The sequence below is a fragment of the Anaerobacillus sp. ABA4_114 genome (genome assembly GCF_056159065.1).
This window is the reverse complement of record NZ_JBSWUM010000001.1, coordinates 3,518,722-3,544,130: the sequence shown is the minus strand read 5'-3', so window position 1 is coordinate 3,544,130 and position 25,409 is coordinate 3,518,722. Positions and strand designations below refer to the sequence as shown.

The 25,409-nt window shown below is 42.2% G+C and carries 20 protein-coding genes and 3 rRNA genes; 17 read left to right on the top strand and 6 right to left on the bottom strand.

The window, feature by feature from the left end:
- Positions 1-21 precede the first annotated feature (21 nt).
- The 7 genes from ACXAEY_RS18275 (at position 22) to ACXAEY_RS18245 (ending at position 9,397) form a co-directional block, all read left to right on the top strand.
- Positions 22-1,656 carry a M4 family metallopeptidase gene (locus tag ACXAEY_RS18275; RefSeq protein ID WP_474814052.1) on the top strand — a complete coding sequence of 545 codons (1,635 nt, stop codon included), beginning with the start codon at positions 22-24 and terminating at the stop codon, positions 1,654-1,656.
- A gap of 157 nt (positions 1,657-1,813) precedes the next feature.
- Positions 1,814-3,418, top strand: coding sequence for a cation:proton antiporter (locus ACXAEY_RS18270; RefSeq protein ID WP_474814050.1), 1,605 nt, complete (start codon positions 1,814-1,816; stop codon positions 3,416-3,418).
- A 197-nt stretch (positions 3,419-3,615) separates the two neighbouring features.
- Complete coding sequence (locus ACXAEY_RS18265) at positions 3,616-4,128, top strand: GNAT family N-acetyltransferase (protein WP_270182586.1); 513 nt, start codon at positions 3,616-3,618, stop codon at positions 4,126-4,128.
- A gap of 195 nt (positions 4,129-4,323) precedes the next feature.
- Positions 4,324-5,556 (top strand): ATP-binding protein, encoded by a 1,233-nt coding sequence (locus tag ACXAEY_RS18260; RefSeq protein WP_474814046.1) that lies wholly within the window; start codon positions 4,324-4,326, stop codon positions 5,554-5,556.
- 17 nt (positions 5,557-5,573) lie between these two features.
- A complete protein-coding gene (locus ACXAEY_RS18255; protein ID WP_474814044.1) occupies positions 5,574-6,785 on the top strand; it encodes an HD-GYP domain-containing protein in 1,212 nt (403 codons plus the stop codon).
- A 95-nt stretch (positions 6,786-6,880) separates the two neighbouring features.
- A complete protein-coding gene (locus ACXAEY_RS18250; RefSeq protein ID WP_474814042.1) occupies positions 6,881-8,020 on the top strand; it encodes a PqqD family protein in 1,140 nt (379 codons plus the stop codon).
- 168 nt (positions 8,021-8,188) lie between these two features.
- Entirely contained in the window at positions 8,189-9,397 is a 1,209-nt protein-coding gene (locus ACXAEY_RS18245) for a S1C family serine protease (protein WP_474814040.1), read from the top strand.
- Positions 9,398-9,414: 17 nt separating this feature from the next.
- Here the strand turns inward: ACXAEY_RS18245 and ACXAEY_RS18240 are convergent, their stop codons facing one another.
- Positions 9,415-10,071 carry a queuosine precursor transporter gene (locus tag ACXAEY_RS18240; RefSeq protein ID WP_474814038.1) on the bottom strand — a complete coding sequence of 219 codons (657 nt, stop codon included), beginning with the start codon at positions 10,069-10,071 and terminating at the stop codon, positions 9,415-9,417.
- A gap of 1 nt (position 10,072) precedes the next feature.
- Complete coding sequence (gene queF / locus ACXAEY_RS18235; protein WP_270182592.1) at positions 10,073-10,489, bottom strand: preQ(1) synthase; 417 nt, start codon at positions 10,487-10,489, stop codon at positions 10,073-10,075.
- Positions 10,490-10,686: 197 nt separating this feature from the next.
- On the opposite strand from queF, the gene ACXAEY_RS18230 reads away from it, so the two are divergent.
- A complete protein-coding gene (locus ACXAEY_RS18230) occupies positions 10,687-11,178 on the top strand; it encodes a YtxH domain-containing protein (protein ID WP_270182593.1) in 492 nt (163 codons plus the stop codon).
- A 37-nt stretch (positions 11,179-11,215) separates the two neighbouring features.
- Here the strand turns inward: ACXAEY_RS18230 and ACXAEY_RS18225 are convergent, their stop codons facing one another.
- On the bottom strand, positions 11,216-11,305 hold the full coding sequence (locus ACXAEY_RS18225) for a YjcZ family sporulation protein (protein ID WP_224884444.1): 90 nt from the start codon (positions 11,303-11,305) through the stop codon (positions 11,216-11,218).
- Between the two features lie 100 nt (positions 11,306-11,405).
- Positions 11,406-12,134: a glycerophosphodiester phosphodiesterase gene (locus ACXAEY_RS18220; protein ID WP_474814034.1), complete on the bottom strand. Its 729-nt coding sequence runs from the start codon at positions 12,132-12,134 to the stop codon at positions 11,406-11,408.
- Positions 12,135-12,242: 108 nt separating this feature from the next.
- Here ACXAEY_RS18220 and ACXAEY_RS18215 point away from each other — a divergent pair, with 108 nt between their 5' ends.
- Together ACXAEY_RS18215 and ACXAEY_RS18210 are read left to right on the top strand one after the other, a co-directional pair.
- On the top strand, positions 12,243-12,572 hold the full coding sequence (locus tag ACXAEY_RS18215) for a YmaF family protein (protein ID WP_474814033.1): 330 nt from the start codon (positions 12,243-12,245) through the stop codon (positions 12,570-12,572).
- Positions 12,573-12,715: 143 nt separating this feature from the next.
- Positions 12,716-13,888: an aminotransferase class I/II-fold pyridoxal phosphate-dependent enzyme gene (locus tag ACXAEY_RS18210; RefSeq protein ID WP_474814031.1), complete on the top strand. Its 1,173-nt coding sequence runs from the start codon at positions 12,716-12,718 to the stop codon at positions 13,886-13,888.
- A 40-nt stretch (positions 13,889-13,928) separates the two neighbouring features.
- On the opposite strand, the gene ACXAEY_RS18205 is transcribed toward ACXAEY_RS18210, so the two are convergent.
- Positions 13,929-14,450 carry a GNAT family N-acetyltransferase gene (locus ACXAEY_RS18205; protein WP_270182597.1) on the bottom strand — a complete coding sequence of 174 codons (522 nt, stop codon included), beginning with the start codon at positions 14,448-14,450 and terminating at the stop codon, positions 13,929-13,931.
- 124 nt (positions 14,451-14,574) lie between these two features.
- On the opposite strand from ACXAEY_RS18205, the gene ACXAEY_RS18200 reads away from it, so the two are divergent.
- Positions 14,575-15,462 (top strand): alpha/beta fold hydrolase, encoded by an 888-nt coding sequence (locus ACXAEY_RS18200; RefSeq protein ID WP_474814028.1) that lies wholly within the window; start codon positions 14,575-14,577, stop codon positions 15,460-15,462.
- Between the two features lie 53 nt (positions 15,463-15,515).
- Here ACXAEY_RS18200 and ACXAEY_RS18195 read toward each other — a convergent pair whose 3' ends face one another.
- Positions 15,516-16,586, bottom strand: a complete 1,071-nt coding sequence (locus ACXAEY_RS18195; RefSeq protein WP_474814027.1) for an ATP-binding protein — start codon at positions 16,584-16,586, stop codon at positions 15,516-15,518.
- A 315-nt stretch (positions 16,587-16,901) separates the two neighbouring features.
- Between ACXAEY_RS18195 and ACXAEY_RS18190 the strand changes: the two genes are divergently transcribed.
- The 6 genes from ACXAEY_RS18190 to ACXAEY_RS18165 all read left to right on the top strand — a co-directional run bounded on the left by ACXAEY_RS18190 (position 16,902) and on the right by ACXAEY_RS18165 (position 25,375).
- The gene (locus tag ACXAEY_RS18190; protein ID WP_474814025.1) at positions 16,902-17,519 is read left to right on the top strand and encodes a class I SAM-dependent methyltransferase; all 618 of its coding nucleotides are present in this window, start codon (positions 16,902-16,904) and stop codon (positions 17,517-17,519) included.
- Positions 17,520-17,528: 9 nt separating this feature from the next.
- Positions 17,529-17,852 (top strand): CHY zinc finger protein, encoded by a 324-nt coding sequence (locus tag ACXAEY_RS18185; RefSeq protein ID WP_474814023.1) that lies wholly within the window; start codon positions 17,529-17,531, stop codon positions 17,850-17,852.
- A gap of 405 nt (positions 17,853-18,257) precedes the next feature.
- Positions 18,258-19,807, top strand: a 16S ribosomal RNA gene (locus tag ACXAEY_RS18180).
- 213 nt (positions 19,808-20,020) lie between these two features.
- Positions 20,021-22,950 (top strand): 23S ribosomal RNA (locus ACXAEY_RS18175).
- Positions 22,951-23,005: 55 nt separating this feature from the next.
- Positions 23,006-23,122 (top strand): 5S ribosomal RNA (gene rrf, locus ACXAEY_RS18170).
- Together the 16S, 23S and 5S rRNA genes form the textbook arrangement of a ribosomal RNA operon.
- Positions 23,123-23,950: 828 nt before the next feature.
- Positions 23,951-25,375, top strand: coding sequence for a cryptochrome/photolyase family protein (locus ACXAEY_RS18165; protein WP_474814021.1), 1,425 nt, complete (start codon positions 23,951-23,953; stop codon positions 25,373-25,375).
- The last annotated feature ends 34 nt before the right edge of the window (positions 25,376-25,409 follow it).

Sequence of the window (25,409 nt, the reverse complement as noted above, 5' to 3'; positions counted from 1 at the left end):
TTTGAATTGGAGGAAAGCAGTATGAAAAAAGGAATGGTAGTAGCACTCGCCACTGGACTTGCTTTTGGATCAGCGCTTCCAACCGCTTCAGCAGCTTCTGATAAGGATCTTAGTCTAGATCAAAAAAACGCACTTCAAAAAATGGAGAATGTGAAACAAACGTGGGAAAAGGAAAGGAACGTACCTTCATTTCTATCTGGTAAACTATCAAAAGACAAAGTAGGGAATGAAAAAGCAGTCAAAGCGTTTTTAAAATCTAACGAAGGGCTATTCAATGTTAATCAAAAGAATTTAAAGTTGATTAACGAATCTACAGATGACTTGGGCATGACGCATTATGAATATGTTCAAACTGTTAAGGGAGAAGAAATTGACGGAGCGAAATTTATCGTACATACGGATAAAAACGATAATATTGTAGCGATTAACGGCGATTTACATCCTAATGCTGAAAAGAATTTTAAAGGTAGTAGTAAGGCAAAGCTTTCTGATAAACAAGCGATTGCAAAGGCTTGGGATCACATCGATGTCAAACCTAGTAATGTTGTAAGTGAAAACCCTAGTTTTGTTAGAAAGTCCAAAGTATCAGATCAAATAGAAAAGAGCGAGAAAGTTGTTGTTGAGAAGGACGATAAGTACTACCTTACTTATAAAGTGCAACTTCAGTTTATCGATCCTTACCCAGCGAACTGGCAAATCTTCGTTGATGCTCGAGATGGCTCAGTTGTAGATGCTTATAACGCTGTAACTGAAGGCGCTACAAGTGGATATGGTTATGATGTCCTTGGAAAATATAAATCTTTAAATACGTACTATGCTAACGGGACGTACTATCTATACGATGTAACAAAGCCTATGAGCGGTGTGATTGAGACGAGAACTGCGAATTATCGCACTTCACTCCCGGGTAGCTATTCTGTAGATAGTAATAATGCTTTCACAGCTAACTCTCAAGGTGCAGATGTTAGTGCGCATTATAACGCTGGTGTAGTTTATGATTATTTTGAGAATACTCATAACCGAAACAGCTATGACAACAATGGTGCCACGATCCGTTCCACGGTTCATTACGGCTCGAACTACAATAACGCATTCTGGAACGGTTCTCAGATGGTATATGGTGATGGCGATGGCCAAACGTTTGATCCACTTTCAGGCGGACTCGATATCGTAGCGCACGAAATTACTCACGCAGTCACTGAAAGAACGGCTGGTCTAATCTATCAAGATCAATCTGGTGCACTTAACGAATCCATGTCCGATGTTTTCGGTTACTTCGTTGAACCAGAAGATTTTCTGATGGGTGAGGATGTTTATACACCTGGAACACCAGGAGATGCACTAAGAAGTATGTCTAATCCAGAGGCATATGGCCAGCCGTCTCACATGGATGACTACTACTATACTTCTTCTGATCACGGAGGAGTTCATACGAACAGTGGGATTCCAAACAAAGCGGCTTATCTAACAATCCAAAGCATTGGAAAAACTAAAGCAGAAAAAATTTACTATCGTGCGCTTAGCTTATACATGACTCCATCTACTGACTTTAGTGATGCTCGTTCTGCATTGCTTCAAGCAACATCTGATCTTTATGGAACTGGCTCAACGTATAACTCAGTAGCAAGTGCTTGGTCTCAAGTTGGTGTGAATTAAAAAGAGTGATGGAAGGAAGAGTCCCGAAGTGGGGCTCTTCTTTTGTGTGAATTCATCATTAGGTGGGAAGAATACCATTGGTGAAATCTTCCGTGATTTTCCATACTACATATGATTTGGTTATAATATAAACAGAATAAAGAATCGGAGGGAAGATATGGAACATTTAGACTTGCATCATATTTTTGAACTTGGCCTGATTCTCGTGATTATGGCAGCTGGAATAACAGCAGTTGCAAAAAAACTAAAACAGCCTTATCCGATCGCCCTGGTTATAATCGGAACGTTAATTGGCTTATTGAATATTCCTGTACTTGAACCGTTAAAGATGTTCATTACGGAGGGGGATATTTTTAATTTTGTTATTCTAACGATCTTTTTACCAGCATTGCTCGGTGAGGCTGCATTAAAGCTTCCTTTTTCTCATTTGAACGAAAACAAGAAGCCTATTCTTGCCCTTGCATTCGGAGGGACATTTCTTTCCTTCCTCGTTATCGGGTTTTCAACGCACTATCTTCTGGATCTACCCATTCCTGTTGCATTTGTATTTGCGGCATTAATGAGCGCGACAGATCCGGTGAGCGTGCTTTCCATTTTTAAAAGTATGGGTGTAAATCATAAACTCTCTACAACGATTGAAGGCGAAAGCTTATTTAACGATGGACTTGCGGTTGTGTTGTTCAAAATCTCTGCATTTTCTCTTCTAGCTTATATGGATATGGGCTGGGGTGGACTGACTAGTGGTGTGTTAGAGTTTGTGAAAGTTGTAGCTGGTGGTCTATTGATCGGTGGAGGGTTTGGATATGCAGTTTCAATCCTCACAAAGTACTTTGACGACTATCCCCTCGAGATTATTTTTAGCGTGATCTTATTCTATGGTGCCTATATTGCAGCAGAGAGTATCCACGTCTCAGGTGTTATTGCCGTGGTTATAGCAGCACTCACTTTTGGAAATTTTGGTTCAAAAGTTGGAATGAGTCCAACGACAAGGTTAAATATTAATAACTTCTGGGATGTTGCAGCATTGCTTGCGAATTCAATCGTCTTTTTAATGGTCGGACTTGAAATTACGCGAATTGAATTTGCGGATAAATGGGGAACCATTGGCCTCGCGCTTTTAATCGTATTAGTCGGTAGAAGCATCGCAGTTTATGGAAGTACGATGTTTGTAAAAGGATTACCGGCATCTTGGCGACACGTTCTTAACTGGGGTGGGTTAAAAGGATCATTATCCATCGCTCTAGTCTTAAGTTTGCCAGGTGATTTCGATGGAAGAGAAACCATCTTGATCCTTACCTTTAGCATCGTGCTATTCTCTCTAGTCGTTCAAGGAATTACGATCAAGCCGTTGATCAATTATTTTGGATTGCGCGCCAAGCACAGCGGCTCAAAAGAATACGAAGATATCGTTGCAAACCTACATAGACATGAAGCGGGGATTTCTGAAATTCAAAAGATAAAATCACAGCTCTTCATTCCTGAGCCTGTCTATGGAGAAATGCTTTCTACCTATGAAAAAGAAATCGATGAGATTCACGATAACCTTGATCGCCTTTTAGAAGAACATACTCATCTTAAAAAGAGTCAGCTTATCACTCTGAAGAAACATTCTTTATACGCACAGCATGCACGAATTACAGAACTAGAGCAAGATGAAATCATCTCGATCGAAGTGGCCGAAAAGTACAAAGAAATCTTAAACAATGACCTGGCTAACATCGAAGAAGATGATACGTTGAAAGACTCCAAGAAATCTAACTAGGCTGCCGCACTTTTGTGGCAGCTTTTTTGTTTGTCCTGCATAACCTATAAGAGAAAGGACAACATAAATAGAGAAAATTTCGTTTATTAAGGATTTGTAAGGGTATGGTTTACAGTAAGTAAATCTGTAAGGTATAGTGATAAAAGTCATTTTCACTTTCATTGAAAATAACTCACAAGGAGGACTTTTGAAATAAAATGCCTTACCTTCAGACCGATCGTCTGACCATTATTCCATTTTCCTTTGATCTTATTAAAGCGATGGCGAATAAGAAAGAACTAGAGAAATTATTACACGTTGAAGTTCCTAGAGAATTTGAAAACGTTCAGTTTGAAGACTTTCTACCATTTCACCTGGATGATTCTGATTTATCCAAGGTAAACTGCAAGTGGGAAGGAATCCTTATTCATACGTCTGATGAAAAAGTAATAGGAACGATGGGATTCAAGAATACTGGCGACGCATCAGGAAATCTAGAAGTTGGATACCACTTGATACCAGATTATCGCAATAAAGGCTATGCTGTTGAAATGGCGAATGCTCTTGTAAGCTGGGTCTTTTCTGATAAATCTAAAGAAGAACATCCTGAATCTGAGAATATCGATTCAGTGATGAGACGCTTAGGCTTATCAAGACTAAAGGTTCAACAAAATATTGCGAAAGATAAAATAACCGAAGAGAAATTCATTAAGAAGAATAAATATATTTGAACGTCAAACCCCACCCGTTAGTGGGGTTTTTTATTTGTCGTCGATCCCACAACACAGTACATTTCAGCACTGTAAATTTACAAATAGAATATGAAATTTAAATAGGGATTTGGTAATTATTGTCGAATAATATGCTATAATCAAGAGTGTTTGAGATACATTGGTACTGCCTTGAATGCAGTGTTAGGAGTAGTTATGAAAGCAGCATCATTAAGAGAAATCGTAGCAGAACAAGATAGGAAGGCTACTAAACTATTTTTATATTTATTTACATTGGTAACCCTTGTTACTGGAGTGTATAAATTTGCTATCGAACCAAATCTCCCTACTAACCCAGGCACTCCTAGTGTCGATATCGATGAGTGGATTTATATTCTAACGGAAGTCGTTTTAATAATAGTAGGCTTTTATTTAATTAAGATTAGTAAAAGTTACACCGTTAAGTATGTATTTTTTATAGCTTATATAAGTGTAACGCTTATGACTGAAATTATAATTTATTCAATTTACGACATCCCATACTCTAGTGGTGGAGTAATGGAGATTTTCTTTGTGTTTTTCACTCCCATTTTTTTAAATAGAACATATTTCTGGTGGGTTACTATCGGGTTAATTTTAAAATACTTAATCGTTGGTAGCATCGTGTTGGCTTTAGAGATTATTTACCCGATTACATTACTAGGGTTAATATCAATCATTACATATGTATATTTAAATCGATCCCTGTCTTTTGTGTATTCGATTGAAAGCGCTTATGAAAAATTGGCTCATCATGAGAAATTAGCCTTTATGGGACAGGTTGCAACTGGTATTGCGCATGAAATTAGAAATCCTTTAACGTCTATTAAAGGGTTTTTACAATTGCAACAGTACCAAAAAGATATTGATGCAGAGCATTCTTCTATCATGATGGATGAACTTGAAAGGATCAATTTAATTGTTAACGATCTATTATTTCTTGGGAAGCCTAACGCATTGTCATTTAAAGAAATGAAGGTCGAAAAAATTATCGATTATGTTGTAAAACTTACAATGAATCAAGCGGAAGCTAGTAATGTAACATTCAATGTGAACGTAAAGAATACTCTACCCACTGTATGTTGTGATGATAATAGATTAAAGCAAGTCTTTATAAATATAATTAGAAATTCTATAGATGCGATGTCTCATGGTGGAATAATCAACATTACTGCCGATAATTATAGTGAGAGTGAAATTAAACTATCTTTCAGTGATGAAGGCAATGGAATCCCGCATGAGTATATAGAAAGACTACACGAACCGTTTTTTTCTACAAAAGAAAATGGTACAGGCTTGGGATTGATGGTAAGCTATCGAATTATTGAGGAACACAACGGAAGAATTGAGGTAGAAAGCTTACCGGACGTAGGGACAACATTCCATATATATTTACCTTCGACAAACTGAAAAATGGGGTAGCGATTATGAGGAAATTTGTAAACTCAACATTATTATCAGAGGAAAAACGAGCGGTCATACTGTTCGTTTGGCTCTTTTACATAGTTTCACTATCATATGATTTGTTTAATAGTGTTATCTTGAGTCAACTTGTAAATGTTGATACACCAGACACATTACATGAAGGTCTAGGGATATGGTATTTCATCATTGAATTATCATTCATTCCATTCATTATCTACTATTTAAAAGGTGAATTGGCATATCGCATTAAATATATGATCTTCGTAGGTTTTACAATCATTAACTTAGTAAATGATTTAATGATTTATTATGGAAATGATTACCCATATAGGAGTGGGAATATTGGTGAACTATTAATCGTATTGCTCAGTCCTATTTTTGTAAACAAAACGTATTTTTGGTTTGTTTCAGTTGGGACACTTATTAAGTATCTACTGATAGGTCTAATATTAAATGATCAAACCATCTTTCTTCCTATTCTCATACTAGTTGTAGTCGTTTTAATTGCTTATATTCTACTAAGACGTTTTTTGTCATATGTACAAGCTATACAAACGACTTTTGACGATCAACTTGAAGGAATAGTAAAGGGTGTGGTAGCTACACTAGAGTTGAAAGATCCTTATACTCGTGGTCATAGTCAACGGGTAGCTGCTTACTCAACGATTCTAGCTAAAAATATGGGACGTTTTACAACAGAACAGCTCATCACTTATAACTATTCATGTTTGCTTCATGACGTAGGTAAAGTGAATATTCCAGACAGCATTTTAATGAAGCCGACGCGATTGAATAACGAGGAGTACCAAGTTATCAAAAGCCATCCTACAGTTGGAGCAGAAGCACTTTCTGGCATAAAGGGACTTGAAAGTTGTCTAGATGTTGTAAAATACCACCATGAAAGATGGGATGGAAAAGGGTATCCGGAAGGTTTAAAAGGAGAAGAAACTCCGATCTTAGCACGCATAACGGCGGTTGCAGATGCCTTTGATGCTATGACTTCTTCACGATCTTACCGGCCAGCGATGTCACCTGATGAAGCTTACAATCAAATAATTGAAGGTAAGGGTACTCAATTTGATCCTGAAATGGTGGAGCTATTTAAAAGGGTATTTCCTGAATGGTCTGCTTATCAGCAAAAACATGCTACGTCATTAGAAAAACCTAGGATTAAAGGAGGTGAAAACAAACATGAAAATTCGCAAACTCAATAAGGTGAAAACGACTTGCTGGTGGTGTAACTGGTTACCGCCAGGTTGGTAAGGAAGGGTGCGTTTTTTGCACCCTCTTTTTTTGAAAGGAGTTCTGTATGGATAATGAATCGTCATTACAGTTAAACGAGTTTCAAATACATAGTAATCAAAACGAGTATATTGTCGAAAACGTAAAATCTGCAGAGTATTATGAGATGAATGAATCTGCAGTAGTAGCCTTAAAATTACTCGATCAAGGTAAGACATTAGATGAAGTTGAGAGGATCTTGTTGGAGAAGTTTCCTCAAGACGACATCGATGTATATGAATTTGCACAGCAGTTAACTCAGTTGAACTTCGTTTCAGGTAATGAGAAAGGTGAAATGAGTAGTTCAAGAAAGCAGTCTTTACTAAATCGTATTTCTCCAGAAGTTGCAAAAATTTTCTTTAATCCTAGTACACATAAGATGTATTTACTTCTTTTCCTCACGAATGTCACACTATTACTTATACACCCAGAATTATTTCCTCATTTTGATGATTTATTTGTTTCTGATAGTTTAGCAGTTTCAACATTAACTTACTTGTTCGTCTCGCTCACTTTAATCGTTATTCATGAAATGGGACACGTATTGGCAGTGCGATCGAAGGGACTTTCGACAGGTCTTTCCATAAATCACAGGCTTTTCCTAGTTGTAATCGAAACAGATATGACGCATGCTTGGCGATTAAATAAACAAGAAAGAAATCTGCTTTACCTCTCTGGAATCTGTTTTGATACTGCTTTGGTTTTCGTTGCCATAATGATTCAATTGTTTTCGCAAAATCCTCTGTTACAAGCTGTTGCTTCTCTCATAATGTTGGATTTATTTATTAAGTTTGTATACCAATGCTGTGTTTATATGAAAACGGACTTTTATTATGTACTAGAAAATGCTACAGGTTGCTACAACTTAATGGAGAGGAGCAAAAGTTTTCTTAATCAGAAAAATAAAGCTGACCAGTCAAAACGGGAACAGGTTACATTTCGTTTTTATAGGCTCATTTATTTCGGTGGGGTAGGGTTATCCATATTGTTGTTGACTTTCTATGTTATTCCACAGCTATATTACGTCGTAAAGACAAGTCTAGAACACCTGACTCACCCAATTCAAACGATGTATTTTTGGGATGGTTTCGTAATCCTTTTACAGCTTGTTATTGGAGTCGGATTGCTACTATTCACCTGGTCCCGATCCCTGCTGAATAAACAGTAAGGGGTTTACTAGTTTCGACGTTTTCACCCATAATCTCCCGGGAAATATATACAAAAATACGACAAATATCAAAGAATATGAAAAAGCTCTCATATTCCCTACAGAAGTATGACTAGTCGTTACAATGTGTATATAAACAGTTCAAAGGGGAGAAAGGGTGACATAGTAATGGGATACTATGATGATCATAATCAAACAAGAAAGGTAAGGAAGGCTAAGGGAGGCATGAGCTGGTTTTTGCCTAGCACGTTCGGTGCCGTAATCGGGGCTTCTGTAATGCTTGTGGCAGCACCACTGTTTACTAATTCTGACGTACCAACAATGAGCCAACCTTCTGTGCAAAACACTGAAGAACAGTCCGCTACTTCTAACGTTTCGTATGATGTTTCAACGGATATTACAAAAGCGGTAGAAAAAACACAAGGTTCTGTCGTTAGTATTACAAAGTATGAAGATGGCTTTTCTCTTGATAGCGGGGATGGTCAGGAAGGTCAAGCGGCTGGTTCTGGGTCAGGGGTCATTTATAAAAAAGAAGGCGGTAGTGCATTCGTTGTAACAAATAACCATGTAATTGAAGGTGCATCTTCGCTTGAAGTGACGTTGAATAATGAAGAAAAGCTCGATGCAAAACTATTGGGAGCAGATCCTCTCTTAGATCTTGCCGTGCTTGAAATCGATGGCAGCAAAGTAGATACCGTAGCAGAGTTTGGGTCGTCTGAAAACTTGAAGACAGGAGAACCTGCGATCGCTTTAGGTAATCCGCTCGGTTTTCTGGAAGGGTCCGTAACTCAGGGAATCATCAGTAATACGAACCGATCGATTCCGGTCGATCTCGATAACAACGGTCAGCCGGATTATTCAGCAGACGTCATACAGACTGATGCCTCTATCAACCCTGGTAATAGCGGGGGCGCATTGATTAATATTCAAGGACAGCTTATCGGTATCAACTCATCGAAAATCGCTCAAACACAAGTAGAAGGAATAGGTTTTGCGATTCCTATCAATGTCGCTGAACCGATTATTGAACAGCTTGAAAAGACAGGGGAAGTAAAGAGACCTGTAATGGGAGTGACGCCGGCGTCATTAGCTGAAGTTCCGAAGCAACATTGGACGGGTACACTTAACCTTCCTGAAGATGTGAAGGGCGGAGTTGTACTGATGGGCATATCTCCATCATCTCCTGCATCTGAAGCTGGTTTACAGGAGCGAGACGTCATCGTGAAACTTGATGATCAAGACATTACAAGCTCTGCAGAACTAAGAAAGTATCTATATTCTAATAAAGAAGTTGGAGATGAAATGGAAGTCACTTATTTTCGTGACGGTGAACTTCAAACCACAACGATGACCTTAGCAAACCAAAAAGCACTATAAAAAAAGCCTCTAGATGATTAAACATCTAGAGGCTTTTCTGAATGAAACCTTTCTTCTCTTCTTGAATCGATCTTCGTTAACGCATAAAAAATCGGAGTATCAAGAAGTGCAAGAGCCATCTTTATAGCGAATTGTGATAGTATCATGACCCAAATATTTGGCACGGTACCTACAAAAGCAATCGTTATAAAAATCGTTGTATCGATCAGCTGAGAAGCAGCTGTACTTGCGTTGTTTCGGATCCACTTGTGTCGGTTCGCAGTCCGTTTCTTGATTTCAGAGAAAATATATACATCAACGTGCTGAGATACAAGATATGCAGCAAGACTAGCGAGTACGAACCGATAATTTTGTCCGAGTAAAATTTCATAGGCAGCTTGTGTATCTGAAGCAAACGGTGCGACAGGGAGCAACATGCCGATGAAAATCATGATGCTGGCAAAGATTTGGGCAGCGAATCCATAGCGGATGGTCCGCTTAGCTTCTTCCTGCCCAAATCGTTCGTGAATAATGTCAGTGAAAAGGAAAGAGAATGCATACATTACGACTGCAGCAGGAATAACAAAACTTCCTATCATGACGACTTTTCCTGCTAGTACATTCGCAATTACGATTGAGGTTGCAAATAGCACATTGAACAGGACAAGACTGCGGTCGATTTGCTGAGGCTTCATATTAAGCGTCAGCCTTCTCTCTTACTGCAGTAGTTTTCAATTCGATACCACCGCGAGCTGATTGGTACACTGTAATCGTAACTTTAAGAGGATCGATCGCGTAAACCACGTCATCAGCGATACGAGCAGCTAATGTTTCACAGAAGCTTCCTTCATCTCGATACGACCAAAGATAAAATTTTAACGACTTAGATTCGATACACTTTTTATCTGGTACGTAAGAGATTTCAACTCTACCAAAGTCAGGTTGTCCAGTTTTCGGGCAAACAGCTGTAAATTCGAGTGCGTTGAATGTGATCTCTTGTACATTCGGGGCATCGAACGATTCGTTCTTTATTACTTCACGAGCTTGTTCTACACTTTCTGGTCTTGGCATAGGACCAGAAGAAGGTAGCCAGGCTTTATCCATACTATTCATAAAAAAATTCCTCCTTAGTTTTGTTATAGCAGGAAGGTTTCGAACTGCTCTCATACAACGCAGTCTATTATAACAGAGGATTTTAGGAAAGCGAAGTGATTTTTGTCTTCCACAATTTAGTTTAGCTTTTGAAGGAAAGGGAAAGAGAGAAATTAGAGTTAGTAGATAACAATCTATTTATACAGGAGGAAGAACCCATGCAAACGACCACTGTAAATGAAGAAAAGAATAGTAAACTAATGAAAGGTATCGTAGTAGGAGCGATCGTTGGAGGAGCGGTTGCGATGCTAGATTCCACTACACGCCAAAAGGTGAAGAGAGCAACGAGTAATGCGGTCGATTCTTCTAAAGGGTTGTACACGAACGTAAAGGAAAACCCATCTGAATTTAAGAATGATTGGATGGACCGTATCCAGTCAGCATCAGAAGTGTTGAAGGAAGCTGTTAATGATGCTCAAACGCTTTATGAGAAAGTGAACGATGAGGTTGTGGATCAAGTAAACCAAGTGAAAGAGGATTCTAGTGAAGTGATTTCATCTGCGAAAGAAGCTGGCGAGGGATTACAAGAAATAGGTTCGAAAGTAAAGGAAGCAGGTCAAGAAGTAACGGATACTGATGAACAAACAACCGTTCCAGGAAGTGAATCACGCACACCTGGAAATGTCACGGCAAATCCAAACGTAAAATAACTAAAAAAACAAGCCAGCGTTTAGCCGGCTTGTTTTTTTAGTATAGCCAAGAAGCTCCGATGATGATTAGCAAAATAAACAGCACGACGATTAGAGCAAATCCCTGGTTGTATCCATATCCACCCATATAAAACGACCCCTTCGTTGTTTTCTTTGGTTCAGTAATAACCTATGTCGTGACTGGGTGAATCGGAAGTAGGCTATCGCACATTTTTAGTGAATTAGCCCTAATCGTTACGATGAATAGCAACTGCAGGATAATCAGTGAACATAGCTTCACATCCCATGGATTCAATCTTACTCATTCTATCGATTGAATTGATCGTATAAACTCTTACAGGAATCTGTAGCTTTGTTGTATGTTCCATTAGGTATTCATCCAAAGCATGGTATTCGATATGAATGCTTTTTGCTCCCGTCCTTTTCATATATTCCCATGGGTGAACAAGTTTATCTGAGAGGAGAATCGCTGTTTCAATGCTATCCTCCTGTTGATTAATACGTTGAATGCTATAGTGATTGAACGATGAAAGAACGGTTCGATCGGTTAGCTGATGATGGTGTAAAAGAGAGATGACTTTGTTTTCTATTCCTGGATATGGCAGATAACCGGTCTTTAATTCAATGTTTAACCGTAAAGAAGTCGGCTTAATCCAAGCTAACACGTCATCTAGACTTGGAATGGGTTCACCTTGAAATCGCTTTGAGTAAGTCCCGCCAGCATCAAGCTTACATAATTCCTCGTATTGGTAATCTTTCACCCATCCCACACCATTTGTTGTTCGATCTACCTTCTCGTCGTGAATCACGACTGGAACGCCATCCTTCGTTAATTGCACATCAAGCTCAATCCCGTGAACGCCTGCTTTCTCTGCAGCTTTAAACGAGACGAGTGTATTCTCTGGGTGAGTACCGGCTGAGCCCCGATGACCATAAACCATTAGGGATGAACGCATAAGTCACCTCTTCCTTTTCATATGATAGCTGTACTTAACTTCTTTTTCTATTCAAGAGGCTTGTTTCCTTTTAGCCAAAACGAATAATGATAAAAAGGTGGTCGAAAGATGAACAAAGGAATGCAGCTTCCTTTTGCACATACCCATCATTTTAAGACGAAAACGACTGAGAAAGAGGATCACGATCATCATGTCGTTGGCTTTAGTTTCCCTGCGAGTGGAAATGATCGTGATGAGCACGTTCATAGATTAGAAGGGGTGACGATGCAAAATCATCATCAGCATCGTTTCAGTATAAAAACTGGACCTCCTATCCCGTTACCTGGTGGAGGACATTATCATGAATTTGATGGGGAAACTTTTTCCCATACTGAACACGAGCATGCATTTTTTGGGGGAACGAGTAAGCCTTTAGGGTACTATCCTACTAATTGGTAAAGAGGCGAGGTTTGCCTCTGTTTTTTTATGTCTTATGAACCATCCCTATAGGGAATCCTACGTCATGACTTTACAGAAGCGAAGATTCAAGATAACATAAATTACTAGAATTTATAGAAAATTATAAATGGGATGTGAGTTGTTTGAAACAGTTTGAGCAATCGGACGCATTAAAGAGATTACCAGAACAATTCTTTGCAAAACTAGCCGCTAAAGTGAACCGGTATAAAGAAGAAGGACACGATATCATTAATTTAGGACAAGGTAATCCTGACCAACCAACGCCACAGCACATTATTCAAACACTGCAGTCGTCTGCTGAAAAACCTGAATATCATAAATACCCACCGTTCAGAGGACAACCTTTTCTAAAGCAAGCTATTGCTGAATTTTATAAAAGGGAATTTGATGTGACGATTGATCCTGAACAGGAAGTAGCTGTTTTGTTTGGTGGAAAAGCAGGCTTGGTAGAAGTGAGTCAATGCTTATTGAATAAAGGAGACAAAGCATTGATGCCTGATCCAGGTTATCCGGATTACTGGTCAGGAGTCGCGATGGCCGAGGCAGAGATGCATCCCATGCCTCTATTAGAGGAAAATGATTTTTTACCAGATTATGAAGCGATTTCAGAAGAAGATTTTCGTAAAGCAAAACTGATGTTTCTAAACTATCCTAATAACCCGACTGCTGCACAAGCAACAGAGTCTTTTTTTGAGGATACGATTAAGCGTGCAAATGAGCATGATATTTGTGTCGTTCATGATTTTGCTTATGGAGCGATTGGCTTCGATGGGAAGAAACCGATAAGTTTTCTTGAAGTAGACGGTGCAAAAGACGTCGGGATTGAAATCTACACGATGTCCAAAACGTACAATATGGCAGGCTGGCGAGTAGGCTTTGCGATCGGAAATCCATCCGTTATCCAGAGCATCAACTTATTACAAGATCACCTCTATGTTAGTTTGTTCAGTGGAATTCAAGAGGCAGCTGCAGAAGCCCTTTTAGGCTCACAGAAATGTGTGGAAGATTTGAATCACATGTATGAAAGCCGAAGAAGTGTGTTGATCGAAGGGCTAAAGGACATAGGTTGGAATGTAAAGGCGCCAGCTGGTTCTTTCTTTACCTGGTTAAAAGTTCCTGAATCGTTTACTTCAGAGACATTTGCTGACTACCTATTAGAAGAAGCTAAAGTAGTTGTAGCACCAGGAAATGGGTTTGGAACATATGGTGAAGGGTATGTTAGAGCTGGTCTGTTGACCTCAGAAGACAGGTTGAGAGAAGCGGTCAGTCGTATTGAAAAACTAGATTTGTTTTAGCTCTGTTAAAAAGGTCGCATGCTTTGCGACCTTTTTACAGTTACGAACACACGGACAAAATATCATCTATATCACTCCAGCCATAGGCGGTTTCAAGAAGCTCTTCTCCTCCAATCGTAATGTCTTTCTCCATCACATAGCTTGGGCCAAAATGAAGGTAAAACTGGTCAGCAGGGTTTCCGTTAAGTACCCAAACAAGCATAGATTGATGTCCTTCGTCTTTTAGTTCCTTCGCTACATGACATAGGAGTTTTTTACCAGCTCCTTTACGGTGTGCACTTTCTAATAAATAGATCGCGTATAGTTCACCATCATAAGGGAGATCTTCGCTCCTATTCTTACCGCCATTTGCAAAGCCGACGATTTCGTCCTTGTCATTGACTGCTACAAATATACTCTTTCCGTCTTCTAACCCTTTCTTCCAGCGCGCTTCTCGCACTTTCATATCGAGTGAATCAAGAAATAAGCTAGGTACTATTCCCTGATAAGTTGTACGCCAACTGTTTACGTGAACCCTTGCAATATCAGTCGAATCTTCAACAAATGCTTTTCGTATCCTCATAATTGTCCCCCAATAGTGTAAACATCGAGTAGTGCATTCTTCTTAATTTGTTTTCTACGTAGAGGGGATGATTCCCTTCCAGTCGAATTATGGTTAGCAAGGGAAGTATGAAAGGAAGGTATAGATGAAAGAATTCGAGATAAACGTAGAAGGCCAATCGATTCATGGTTATAAGTGGGGGAATCCAGAAAATCCTCCGATCATTTGTCTGCATGGATTAACGAACAATGCTTTAGGGTTTATCGAGTTGGCAGAAGAGTTGAAGGATCAATTTCATTTGATATCATTTGACTTACCTGGTCATGGTAAAACTGATGCTTTCATGGAAGATGACGCCTACCTATCCACACCCTTTACAGAGTGGCTGAAGGCGGTCATTGAAAAAGTGTCCCATAGACCGTTTTATTTGCTTGGACATTCATGGGGGGCTGCGATCGCTGTTCATTATGCAAGGTTGTATCAAGAGGATGTGAAAGGACTTGTCATGCTGGATGGAGGATATCTTTCTCCGTCAGATGAACCATCTGCAGATCTCGATGAGCACTTACAACGCATGTCTGATTGGATCAATGGTTCTCATTTTCGATCGATTGAAGAATACGAAGATAATAAGAAAGTGGAAGTTGGAAGATGGTCAGAAGCACTACAAAGAATGGTCCATGCAGACATGACGTCTGATACCGATGGCGTTCGGATGAGAACAACTGAGCAAACAGCAAGAGCTATTATGAAAGCGCTCTATAATGAACCTTCTAGTAAAGTATTCGATACCATTTCTGTTCCGGTTTACTTGTTAAGAGGAACGTTACCAGAAGAAGGAGAAGCGGTTAGGGTGGATGCAGTAGATTCCATGAGAAGCGCGATAAAAAGTGAATGTAGAATAACCGCCATTAAAGATGCGGGGCATGTTCTTCACTGGCAAAAGCCAGAGGAAGTAGTAAACGAAATTCGGGGTTGGTTTGCTGCTCAGGAAGACCTTTCTTCTATTGAAAGTTCTCCACGTTCACACTAGAAACGAATGCATTAGAAAAACACCACCTATGTCGATGACGGCAAGGTGGTGTTTTAAGTATGGTGAATGGGTAGGCAGACAGTTATTTTCGTCCCTTGGCCGGTTGCACTGTCTATCGAAAATTTTCCGTTATGTTTGTCTATGATTCGTTTACAAATAGCAAGACCTAGGCCAGTTCCTTGTTTTTTTGTTGTGTAAAATGGTGAACCTATTTTCTTGATATCCTCTTCTGGGATCCCTCCGCCAAAATCTTTAACACATACTTCGATATGATCATCAAAAGTGGCTACGCTAATGACCACCCTTTCACCATCGTTACTCGCTTCGATCGCATTTTTTATAATATTGATAAACACTTGCTTCAGCTGGTTATTCTCACAATAAACAGGTGGAAGACTGTCAGGATACTCTGTCGTTAAGATGATCGATTCCATGTTTGCCTGTGCATTTAATAGTTCGATCACTTCTTCAATAATGTGGTCAATATGATAGTAGCTGAAATTGACCTTGTTAGGCTTCGCTAACATTAAGAATTCCTCGATGATTTGTTCGATCCGATTAAACTCTGTGTCCATTACTTTAATATAACGCTCAACATCTTGATTTTTGTTCTGGAATTCGATTAATTTTAAAAAACCCTTCAATGATGTGAGGGGGTTCTTCAGCTCGTGTGCAATTCCAGCGGCTAGCTGACCAACAACGGATAGTTTCTCGGATTGAGCAAGCTGCTCTTCATTTAATCGCCTTTCTGTAATATCTTTTGCTGTTCCAATAAGGTTCGCGACCGTATTTCCTTCAATGATAGGAACGAGCGTGATATCGAACATACGGTATCCTTGCTCAGGAAAGGTATAGGCTTCTTCGAAGTGCAGCGTTTCTTTTCGAATGATGACTTCTTGAAAACGCCGAATCGCTTTAATGCCCTGATCCATACCTAAAAATTCTTCGATTCGTTTTCCTGAAATATCTTCTTTCGTCGTTTGGTAGTTTGCTAGGTACCCCTCATTAATGGCTTCGATCTCAAAGTGTTGTAAATCAACAACACGGATAAGAAAAATAAGATCTGATAGATGGCGAAAGATAAGCTTGAGGTTGTTTGTATCTAGACCGCTTTCTTTTTCCATTTCAAATCCCCCATTTATCTTAATGATTTTGTTTTCCTTAATTGGTAAGTTCCACAATTTATGAAAATACCCTTTCATAAATACAAAATGATAAATGAAGATGAGCGATTGCTTTCAATTAAAGGATGATATAGTCTAGTGAAAACGAGCTAACTTTCGATTTTAAGCACTAGTTGAGGGTTATCTTTAGAAGTGTAAAGCATGTAGCTATATTTTATGACGCGCGTACGGGGTATAATTCACTTTATACCGTACCCCGTTGTGGAAAAAATAAACAAAGAGTTTCACTCAAGATCAAACTAAGAAGGGGGTGTCATGTTGTTAGAGAATACTGGGGAACGAATTATTCCTGATACGATGAAGCCGACTAACGGGATGCTGCTCGAACATCTAGCCAGGTATTATTTTGCAAGCGAATTTGTGAAAGGAAGGACGTTGGATATTGCATCCGGAAGTGGTTATGGAAGTCAGTATCTGGCAAAGAAAAACAAGTCTATCATTACTGAGTTGGTTGGGGCTGATCGAAGCATCGAAGCAATAACATATGCCAGAGGTCGTTATCATCATCCCCTCGTGACGTATGAGTGTGCAGATGCGCTAGATCCCAAACTACCTTCTAAGCTTGGCCAGTTTGATTCGATCGTAAGCTTTGAAACATTAGAACACGTAGAAGATGACCGGCAGTTTTTACAAAATCTAATGAAGATGTTGAAGACCGGTGGAACATTAATTGTCTCTACACCTTTTGGAAGAGGAAGAGGGAAGCCGACGAACGAACCCTTCCATATCCATCAGTTGACAGAGGAGGAGTTCAGGGAACTACTCTCTCCATATAAGAAAGTAGACTATTATTACCAGCGTGGTGTCATTTTCGAGCCGCCGCGAGAAGGAACGAAATATTCTTTTGGAATAGCGATTATAGAAAAGGAGTAGTGGGTTACTTTGAAAGAAACGGAGATAAAGGGAAAGCCCTTAGACAATGAAACAAGATGCGTACATTATCAAAGTGAGAAAGACATCGTGGCGATTAAGTTTTATTGCTGCGATTCGTATTTCCCATGTTTTAAATGCCATGAAGAAACCGTATCTCATGATATACAGTTATGGCCAGTGAACAAATGGAACGAATTCGCAGTGCTATGCGGAAGTTGTAAGACTGAGCTTACAATTAATCAATACCTTACATCTAACTCAAGCTGTCCATCTTGTGGATCAGCATTTAACGATAAGTGTTCTCTTCACCATCATTTATATTTTCAAGTCTAGTAGTTAATAGACTTTTAGATTACGATAGCATTGATAATATAGAAGAAGGCTGTAATGAAACTGTTTCTTGATAGAAAGGAAGACCACCCACTCACAGGCAAGAGCACCTCCCTATATGAGGGAGATATTTTTTTGGAATAAGTTATTGACGAAGCTTGCAGGGGATGATAAGATATATCTTGTCACTTCGAAAAACGACATCAACCTTTTTTATTACTTATAAAAAAGTGTTGACACATTCCGACACTACTGTTAAAGTAGAAGTTGTCACTCGCTGAAACAAACGAGATAGACAAAATGGAAGTTTAATAGAATGACAATCGATCTTTGAAAACTGAACGAAACGCCATGCAAGAAATTGTTTCTACGGAAACAAACATTGTTTTAAAGCTAGATTGAACTTTTCTATCGGAGAGTTTGATCCTGGCTCAGGACGAACGCTGGCGGCGTGCCTAATACATGCAAGTCGAGCGGAGAAATGGGAGCTTGCTCCCATTTCTCAGCGGCGGACGGGTGAGTAACACGTGGGCAACCTGCCCTACAGACTGGGATAACTCCGGGAAACCGGAGCTAATACCGGGTAACACGTAGCATCGCATGATGCAACGTTGAAAGTTGGCCTCTGGCTAACACTGTAGGATGGGCCCGCGGCGCATTAGCTAGTTGGTAAGGTAACGGCTTACCAAGGCCACGATGCGTAGCCGACCTGAGAGGGTGATCGGCCACACTGGGACTGAGACACGGCCCAGACTCCTACGGGAGGCAGCAGTAGGGAATCTTCCGCAATGGACGAAAGTCTGACGGAGCAACGCCGCGTGAGTGACGAAGGCCTTCGGGTCGTAAAGCTCTGTTGTTAGGGAAGAACAAGTACCGTTCGAACAGGGCGGTACCTTGACGGTACCTAACCAGAAAGCCACGGCTAACTACGTGCCAGCAGCCGCGGTAATACGTAGGTGGCAAGCGTTGTCCGGAATTATTGGGCGTAAAGCGCGCGCAGGCGGTCTCTTAAGTCTGATGTGAAAGCCCACGGCTCAACCGTGGAGGGCCATTGGAAACTGGGGGACTTGAGTGCAGAAGAGGAGAGTGGAATTCCACGTGTAGCGGTGAAATGCGTAGATATGTGGAGGAACACCAGTGGCGAAGGCGGCTCTCTGGTCTGTAACTGACGCTGAGGCGCGAAAGCGTGGGGAGCAAACAGGATTAGATACCCTGGTAGTCCACGCCGTAAACGATGAGTGCTAGGTGTTGGGGGGTTCCACCCTCAGTGCTGAAGTTAACACATTAAGCACTCCGCCTGGGGAGTACGACCGCAAGGTTGAAACTCAAAGGAATTGACGGGGGCCCGCACAAGCAGTGGAGCATGTGGTTTAATTCGAAGCAACGCGAAGAACCTTACCAGGTCTTGACATCCTCTGCCACTCCTAGAGATAGGACGTTCCCCTTCGGGGGACAGAGTGACAGGTGGTGCATGGTTGTCGTCAGCTCGTGTCGTGAGATGTTGGGTTAAGTCCCGCAACGAGCGCAACCCTTGATCTTAGTTGCCAGCATTCAGTTGGGCACTCTAAGGTGACTGCCGGTGACAAACCGGAGGAAGGTGGGGACGACGTCAAATCATCATGCCCCTTATGACCTGGGCTACACACGTGCTACAATGGACGGTACAAAGGGCAGCGACACCGCGAGGTGAAGCGAATCCCATAAAGCCGTTCTCAGTTCGGATTGCAGGCTGCAACTCGCCTGCATGAAGCCGGAATTGCTAGTAATCGCGGATCAGCATGCCGCGGTGAATACGTTCCCGGGCCTTGTACACACCGCCCGTCACACCACGAGAGTTTGTAACACCCGAAGTCGGTGAGGTAACCTTTTGGAGCCAGCCGCCGAAGGTGGGACAAATGATTGGGGTGAAGTCGTAACAAGGTAGCCGTATCGGAAGGTGCGGCTGGATCACCTCCTTTCTATGGAGAATTACGAGGCAACATTGGTTGCCAAACTTGCATGAGCGTTTCGTTTAGTTTTGAAAGAATGATTGTATTCTTTCATGTTCCTTGAAAACTAGATAGCACAAACAACGACATCCAATAATTATTATTTTTTGCGTTATAACTTAGTTAGTCACATCTAACGATGTGCATCGATGACGTTAGAACACTGTTTCTAGCGAAATCTAAGGTTAAGCTACTAAGGGCGCACGGTGGATGCCTTGGCACTAGAAGCCGATGAAGGACGGGACGAACACCGATATGCTTCGGGGAGCAGTAAGTACGCTTTGATCCGGAGATTTCCGAATGGGGGAACCCACCATCCGTAATGGGATGGTATTTACTTCTGAATACATAGGAAGTAAAAGGCATACCCGGGGAACTGAAACATCTCAGTACCCGGAGGAAGAGAAAGCAATCGCGATTTCCTGAGTAGCGGCGAGCGAAACGGAAACAGCCCAAACCAGAGGGCTTGCCCTCTGGGGTTGTAGGACGTCTCATTGGAGTTACAAAGGCACGGATAGACGAAGCGACCTGGAAAGGTCCATCAGAGAAGGTAACAATCCTGTAGTCAAAATCCGCTGCCCTCCGAGACGGATCCTGAGTACGGCGGGACACGTGAAACCCCGTCGGAATCCGGGAGGACCATCTCCCAAGGCTAAATACTCTCTAGTGACCGATAGTGAACCAGTACCGTGAGGGAAAGGTGAAAAGCACCCCGGAAGGGGAGTGAAAGAGAACCTGAAACCGTGTGCCTACAACTAGTTGGAGCCCGTTAATGGGTGACAGCGTGCCTTTTGTAGAATGAACCGGCGAGTTACGATCCCGTGCAAGGTTAAGCCGAGAAGGCGGAGCCGCAGCGAAAGCGAGTCTGAATAGGGCGAAGGAGTACGTGGTCGTAGACCCGAAACCGGGTGATCTACCCATGTCCAGGGTGAAGTTCAGGTAACACTGAATGGAGGCCCGAACCCACGCATGTTGAAAAATGCGGGGATGAGGTGTGGGTAGCGGTGAAATGCCAATCGAACCCGGAGATAGCTGGTTCTCTCCGAAATAGCTTTAGGGCTAGCCTCGCGGCAAGAATCTTGGAGGTAGAGCACTGATTGGACTAGGGGTCCCTACCGGATTACCGAATCCAGTCAAACTCCGAATGCCAACGATTTATCCGCGGGAGTCAGACTGCGAGTGATAAGATCCGTAGTCGAGAGGGAAACAGCCCAGACCACCAGCTAAGGTCCCAAAGTATACGTTAAGTGGAAAAGGATGTGGCGTTGCTTAGACAACCAGGATGTTGGCTTAGAAGCAGCCATCATTTAAAGAGTGCGTAATAGCTCACTGGTCGAGTGACGCTGCGCCGAAAATGTACCGGGGCTAAACGTATCACCGAAGCTGTGGATTGTCTTACGACAATGGTAGGAGAGCGTTCTAAGGGCTGCGAAGTCAGACCGAAAGGACTGGTGGAGCGCTTAGAAGTGAGAATGCCGGTATGAGTAGCGAAAGACAAGTGAGAATCTTGTCCGTCGAAAGCCCAAGGTTTCCTGAGGAAGGCTCGTCCGCTCAGGGTTAGTCGGGACCTAAGCCGAGGCCGAAAGGCGTAGGCGATGGATAACAGGTTGATATTCCTGTACCACCTCCTTTCCGTTTGAACGACGGGGGGACGCAGAAAGATAGGGAGAGCGCGCTGCTGGATATGCGCGTCCAAGCGATTAGGCTGGTGAATAGGCAAATCCGTTCACCGTGAAGGCTGAGTCGTGATGGCGAGGGAATTTAAGTACCGAAGTCCCTGATTCTACACTGCCAAGAAAAGCCTCTAGTGAGGAAAGAGGTGCCCGTACCGCAAACCGACACAGGTAGGCGAGGAGAGAATCCTAAGACGATCGGGAGAACTCTCGTTAAGGAACTCGGCAAAATGACCCCGTAACTTCGGGAGAAGGGGTGCTTCCTCGGGTGAATAGCCCAGGGGAGCCGCAGTGAAAAGATCCAAGCGACTGTTTAGCAAAAACACAGGTCTCTGCCAAGCCGCAAGGCGATGTATAGGGGCTGACACCTGCCCGGTGCTGGAAGGTTAAGAGGAGGGGTTATCCCTTACGGGAGAAGCTCTGAATCGAAGCCCCAGTAAACGGCGGCCGTAACTATAACGGTCCTAAGGTAGCGAAATTCCTTGTCGGGTAAGTTCCGACCCGCACGAAAGGTGCAACGACTTGGATACTGTCTCAACGAGAGACCCGGTGAAATTATAGTACCTGTGAAGATGCAGGTTACCCGCGACAGGACGGAAAGACCCCATGGAGCTTTACTGTAGCCTGATATTGGATTTTGGTACAGCTTGTACAGGATAGGTAGGAGCCATAGAAGCCGGACCGCTAGGTTCGGTGGAGGCGTCGGTGGGATACTACCCTGGCTGTACTGACATTCTAACCCAGCACCGTGATCCGGTGCGGAGACAGTGTCAGGTGGGCAGTTTGACTGGGGCGGTCGCCTCCTAAAGAGTAACGGAGGCGCCCAAAGGTTCCCTCAGAATGGTTGGAAATCATTCGCAGAGTGTAAAGGCACAAGGGAGCTTGACTGCGAGACCTACAAGTCGAGCAGGGACGAAAGTCGGGCTTAGTGATCCGGTGGTTCCGCATGGAAGGGCCATCGCTCAACGGATAAAAGCTACCCTGGGGATAACAGGCTTATCTCCCCCAAGAGTCCACATCGACGGGGAGGTTTGGCACCTCGATGTCGGCTCATCGCATCCTGGGGCTGAAGTAGGTCCCAAGGGTTGGGCTGTTCGCCCATTAAAGCGGTACGCGAGCTGGGTTCAGAACGTCGTGAGACAGTTCGGTCCCTATCCGTCGCGGGCGCAGGAAATTTGAGAGGAGCTGTCCTTAGTACGAGAGGACCGGGATGGACACACCGCTGGTGTACCAGTTGTTCCGCCAGGAGCATAGCTGGGTAGCTACGTGTGGAAGGGATAAGTGCTGAAAGCATCTAAGCATGAAGCCCCCCTCGAGATGAGATTTCCCACAGCGTCAAGCTGGTAAGATCCCTCAGAGATGATGAGGTTGATAGGTTCGGGGTGGAAGCGTGGCGACACGTGGAGCTGACGAATACTAATCGATCGAGGGCTTAACCTAAAAAATTGGAATACGATGTTGCGTGCTATCTAGTTTTCAGGGAATACCTGAATAGTCTAGTGATGAAGGCGAAGAGGTCACACCCGTTCCCATGCCGAACACGGAAGTTAAGCTCTTCAGCGCCGATGGTAGTTGGGGGCTCTCCCCCTGCAAGAGTAGGACGTCGCTAGGCAAGTAGAGAAGTCAGAGCATTGAGCTCTGGCTTTTTTGGTTTGTATCGCGGACCGTAAGGTGAGTGCCTTCATTGAGAAGACAGAAAAGGGCATCTTCGAAAGCTTCGTAGGGGTGGGAGAAGCAAGAAATTCGAGGAAGCAAGTGAGGCTGGACCGGAGTAGATATTCGGAGATCTATGAGGATCCAGCATCGCGCAGCTGACGAAGAAGTTCGCCGCTTATCGCGCCCCGTATGAGAACACGGAAGTTAAGCTCGCGCGCCGATGGTAGTTGGGGGCTCTCCCCCTGCAAGAGTAGGACGTCGCTAGGCAAGAGAGAAGTCAGAGCATAGAGCTCTGGCTTTTTTGTTTTGTCTGAATGTGGTGTTGAGTCATCAGGGGTTCTTGAAAAGGGGTTTCGCGGATATATTCTCAGAATCGAGGATAAATGGCCCGATTTCGCGGATATAAATTGAAAAGCGCGGATATATCTATCCTTTTCGCGGATAAAACGAAAAATTCGCGGATATCGCCCCGATTTCAGCCCCCAAAAGATTTTATCTGATTGTGCTTTTGACTAATCAAAAGTTACAAACAACGCTTCGCTGATAAAATCAAAATTTCGCTGATTAATGTCCCTGTTTCGCTGATAAAACGAAAAATTCGCTGATATCTCCCCCCGATTTCGCCGATAAATCAAATATTTCGCTGATATCCGCTAAAAATCCCCCATCTCAATAACACAATTCCACCATACCCCTTCACATTCACACGCAAAAGCACACAAAGCCTATTAGAATTTCACTTTTAGGGAATAAAAACGGTACGATAACAAAGAGAGGTGAGAAGATGAAGGATATCGTGATCGTTTGGTTTCGACGGGATTTTAGATTAGAGGACAATACAGCATTACATAGAGCGATCGAATATTGTGAGGAACATGATGCACGTTGGGTTGGGGTGTTTCAATTGGATCCTCATTTTACTCAGACGATCGACTCGCATCATGATTATTTTTTCCAGACGGTGAAGCAATTTCAAGAACGCTGTTTAGATATGAAGCTGCCATTTCAGGTTGTGTATGGAGAGGCAGTTGATGTATTCAAAAAAGTAACGAACGAGTTAAAAGAGGTAAAAGCTGTTTTCTTCAATCGAGATGATGTGGGCTATGGAGCAAAGAGAGATGAAAAGGTGAGAGAATGGCTTGAGAGTGAAGGGATTGAGGCGCATGATTTTCAGGACTATCACTTGCATGCAGGAGAGGAAGTTAAGAAGGATGACGGGACGATGTATAAGGTTTTCTCCCCTTATTACAAACAATGGAGTAAGCAGAAGAAACCTGAGGTCGTAAAAATCGACGGAGAAATGCTGAAGAAGTATGCACGATCATTTAATGAGGAACTTGATGAAAAGTCTTCAGAAGAGTTTTCTTCCTTGCTGAGTCAATGCGACCGAGAGTGGCAGGGCATAGGGGAAGAAAACGCTCGGAAGCGTGCCGAGGCGTTTGTAAGTGATCGATTAAAGGATTATGACAACAATCGGGACCTTCCTTATGTGGTTGGTACGAGTAGACTATCTCCTTATTTAAAAACAGGTTGTCTTTCGATACGAACGTTATATCACTTAGTTGCAGAAAAAGATAATACAGGAGTAGAAGCATATATACAAGAGCTTGCATGGAGAGACTTTTATGGGATGGTTCATTATCACTTTCCTACGTTACGAGAAGAAGAGTTTCATTCAAAATATCGTGACCTTCCTTGGAATAATAATGATGAAGAACGCCTTCAAAAATGGAAAGAAGGGAAAACTGGTTTTCCGATCGTTGATGCTGGTATGAGGCAATTAAACAATGAAGGATGGATGCACAATCGTCTTCGGATGATAACGGCTTCGTTTCTAACCAAAGATTATATGATCGACTGGAGACTTGGAGATCAGCATTTTGAAATGAAACTGATCGATCATGATGAGTCTTCAAATGCAGGCGGCTGGCAGTGGGCAGCATCGACTGGAACCGATGCTGTTCCTTACTTCAGAGTGTTTAATCCGACTACACAAGGTGAGCGTTTTGATCCGGATGGAACGTTTATTAAGAAATATGTCGAAGAGTTAAGAGATGTTCCCTCGGCTTATATTCATAACCCATCAAAGATGTCTCATGAGGAGCAGGTTGAAAGTAACTGCATGATTGGCAAAGACTATCCAGAGCCATCGGTGGATCATAAAGAGCAAAGAAAAAAAGTTTTAGCAGTTTATAAAGAACTTTCTTGAGCCAGGCACTTAAGTGCCTGGCTTTTGTATTTGG

Excerpts from the sequence above, each read along its gene's own strand:
- ACXAEY_RS18275 (WP_474814052.1), top strand. The coding sequence starts at position 22 with ATGAAAAAAGGAATGGTAGTAGCACTCGCCACTGGACTTGCTTTTGGA.
- ACXAEY_RS18270 (WP_474814050.1), top strand. The coding sequence starts at position 1,814 with ATGGAACATTTAGACTTGCATCATATTTTTGAACTTGGCCTGATTCTC.
- ACXAEY_RS18265 (WP_270182586.1), top strand. The coding sequence starts at position 3,616 with ATGCCTTACCTTCAGACCGATCGTCTGACCATTATTCCATTTTCCTTT.
- ACXAEY_RS18260 (WP_474814046.1), top strand. The coding sequence starts at position 4,324 with ATGAAAGCAGCATCATTAAGAGAAATCGTAGCAGAACAAGATAGGAAG.
- ACXAEY_RS18255 (WP_474814044.1), top strand. The coding sequence starts at position 5,574 with ATGAGGAAATTTGTAAACTCAACATTATTATCAGAGGAAAAACGAGCG.
- ACXAEY_RS18250 (WP_474814042.1), top strand. The coding sequence starts at position 6,881 with ATGGATAATGAATCGTCATTACAGTTAAACGAGTTTCAAATACATAGT.
- ACXAEY_RS18245 (WP_474814040.1), top strand. The coding sequence starts at position 8,189 with ATGGGATACTATGATGATCATAATCAAACAAGAAAGGTAAGGAAGGCT.
- ACXAEY_RS18240 (WP_474814038.1), bottom strand. The coding sequence starts at position 10,071 with ATGAAGCCTCAGCAAATCGACCGCAGTCTTGTCCTGTTCAATGTGCTA.
- queF (WP_270182592.1), bottom strand. The coding sequence starts at position 10,489 with ATGAATAGTATGGATAAAGCCTGGCTACCTTCTTCTGGTCCTATGCCA.
- ACXAEY_RS18230 (WP_270182593.1), top strand. The coding sequence starts at position 10,687 with ATGCAAACGACCACTGTAAATGAAGAAAAGAATAGTAAACTAATGAAA.
- ACXAEY_RS18225 (WP_224884444.1), bottom strand. The coding sequence starts at position 11,305 with ATGGGTGGATATGGATACAACCAGGGATTTGCTCTAATCGTCGTGCTG.
- ACXAEY_RS18220 (WP_474814034.1), bottom strand. The coding sequence starts at position 12,134 with ATGCGTTCATCCCTAATGGTTTATGGTCATCGGGGCTCAGCCGGTACT.
- ACXAEY_RS18215 (WP_474814033.1), top strand. The coding sequence starts at position 12,243 with ATGAACAAAGGAATGCAGCTTCCTTTTGCACATACCCATCATTTTAAG.
- ACXAEY_RS18205 (WP_270182597.1), bottom strand. The coding sequence starts at position 14,450 with ATGAGGATACGAAAAGCATTTGTTGAAGATTCGACTGATATTGCAAGG.
- ACXAEY_RS18200 (WP_474814028.1), top strand. The coding sequence starts at position 14,575 with ATGAAAGAATTCGAGATAAACGTAGAAGGCCAATCGATTCATGGTTAT.
- ACXAEY_RS18195 (WP_474814027.1), bottom strand. The coding sequence starts at position 16,586 with ATGGAAAAAGAAAGCGGTCTAGATACAAACAACCTCAAGCTTATCTTT.
- ACXAEY_RS18190 (WP_474814025.1), top strand. The coding sequence starts at position 16,902 with ATGTTGTTAGAGAATACTGGGGAACGAATTATTCCTGATACGATGAAG.
- ACXAEY_RS18165 (WP_474814021.1), top strand. The coding sequence starts at position 23,951 with ATGAAGGATATCGTGATCGTTTGGTTTCGACGGGATTTTAGATTAGAG.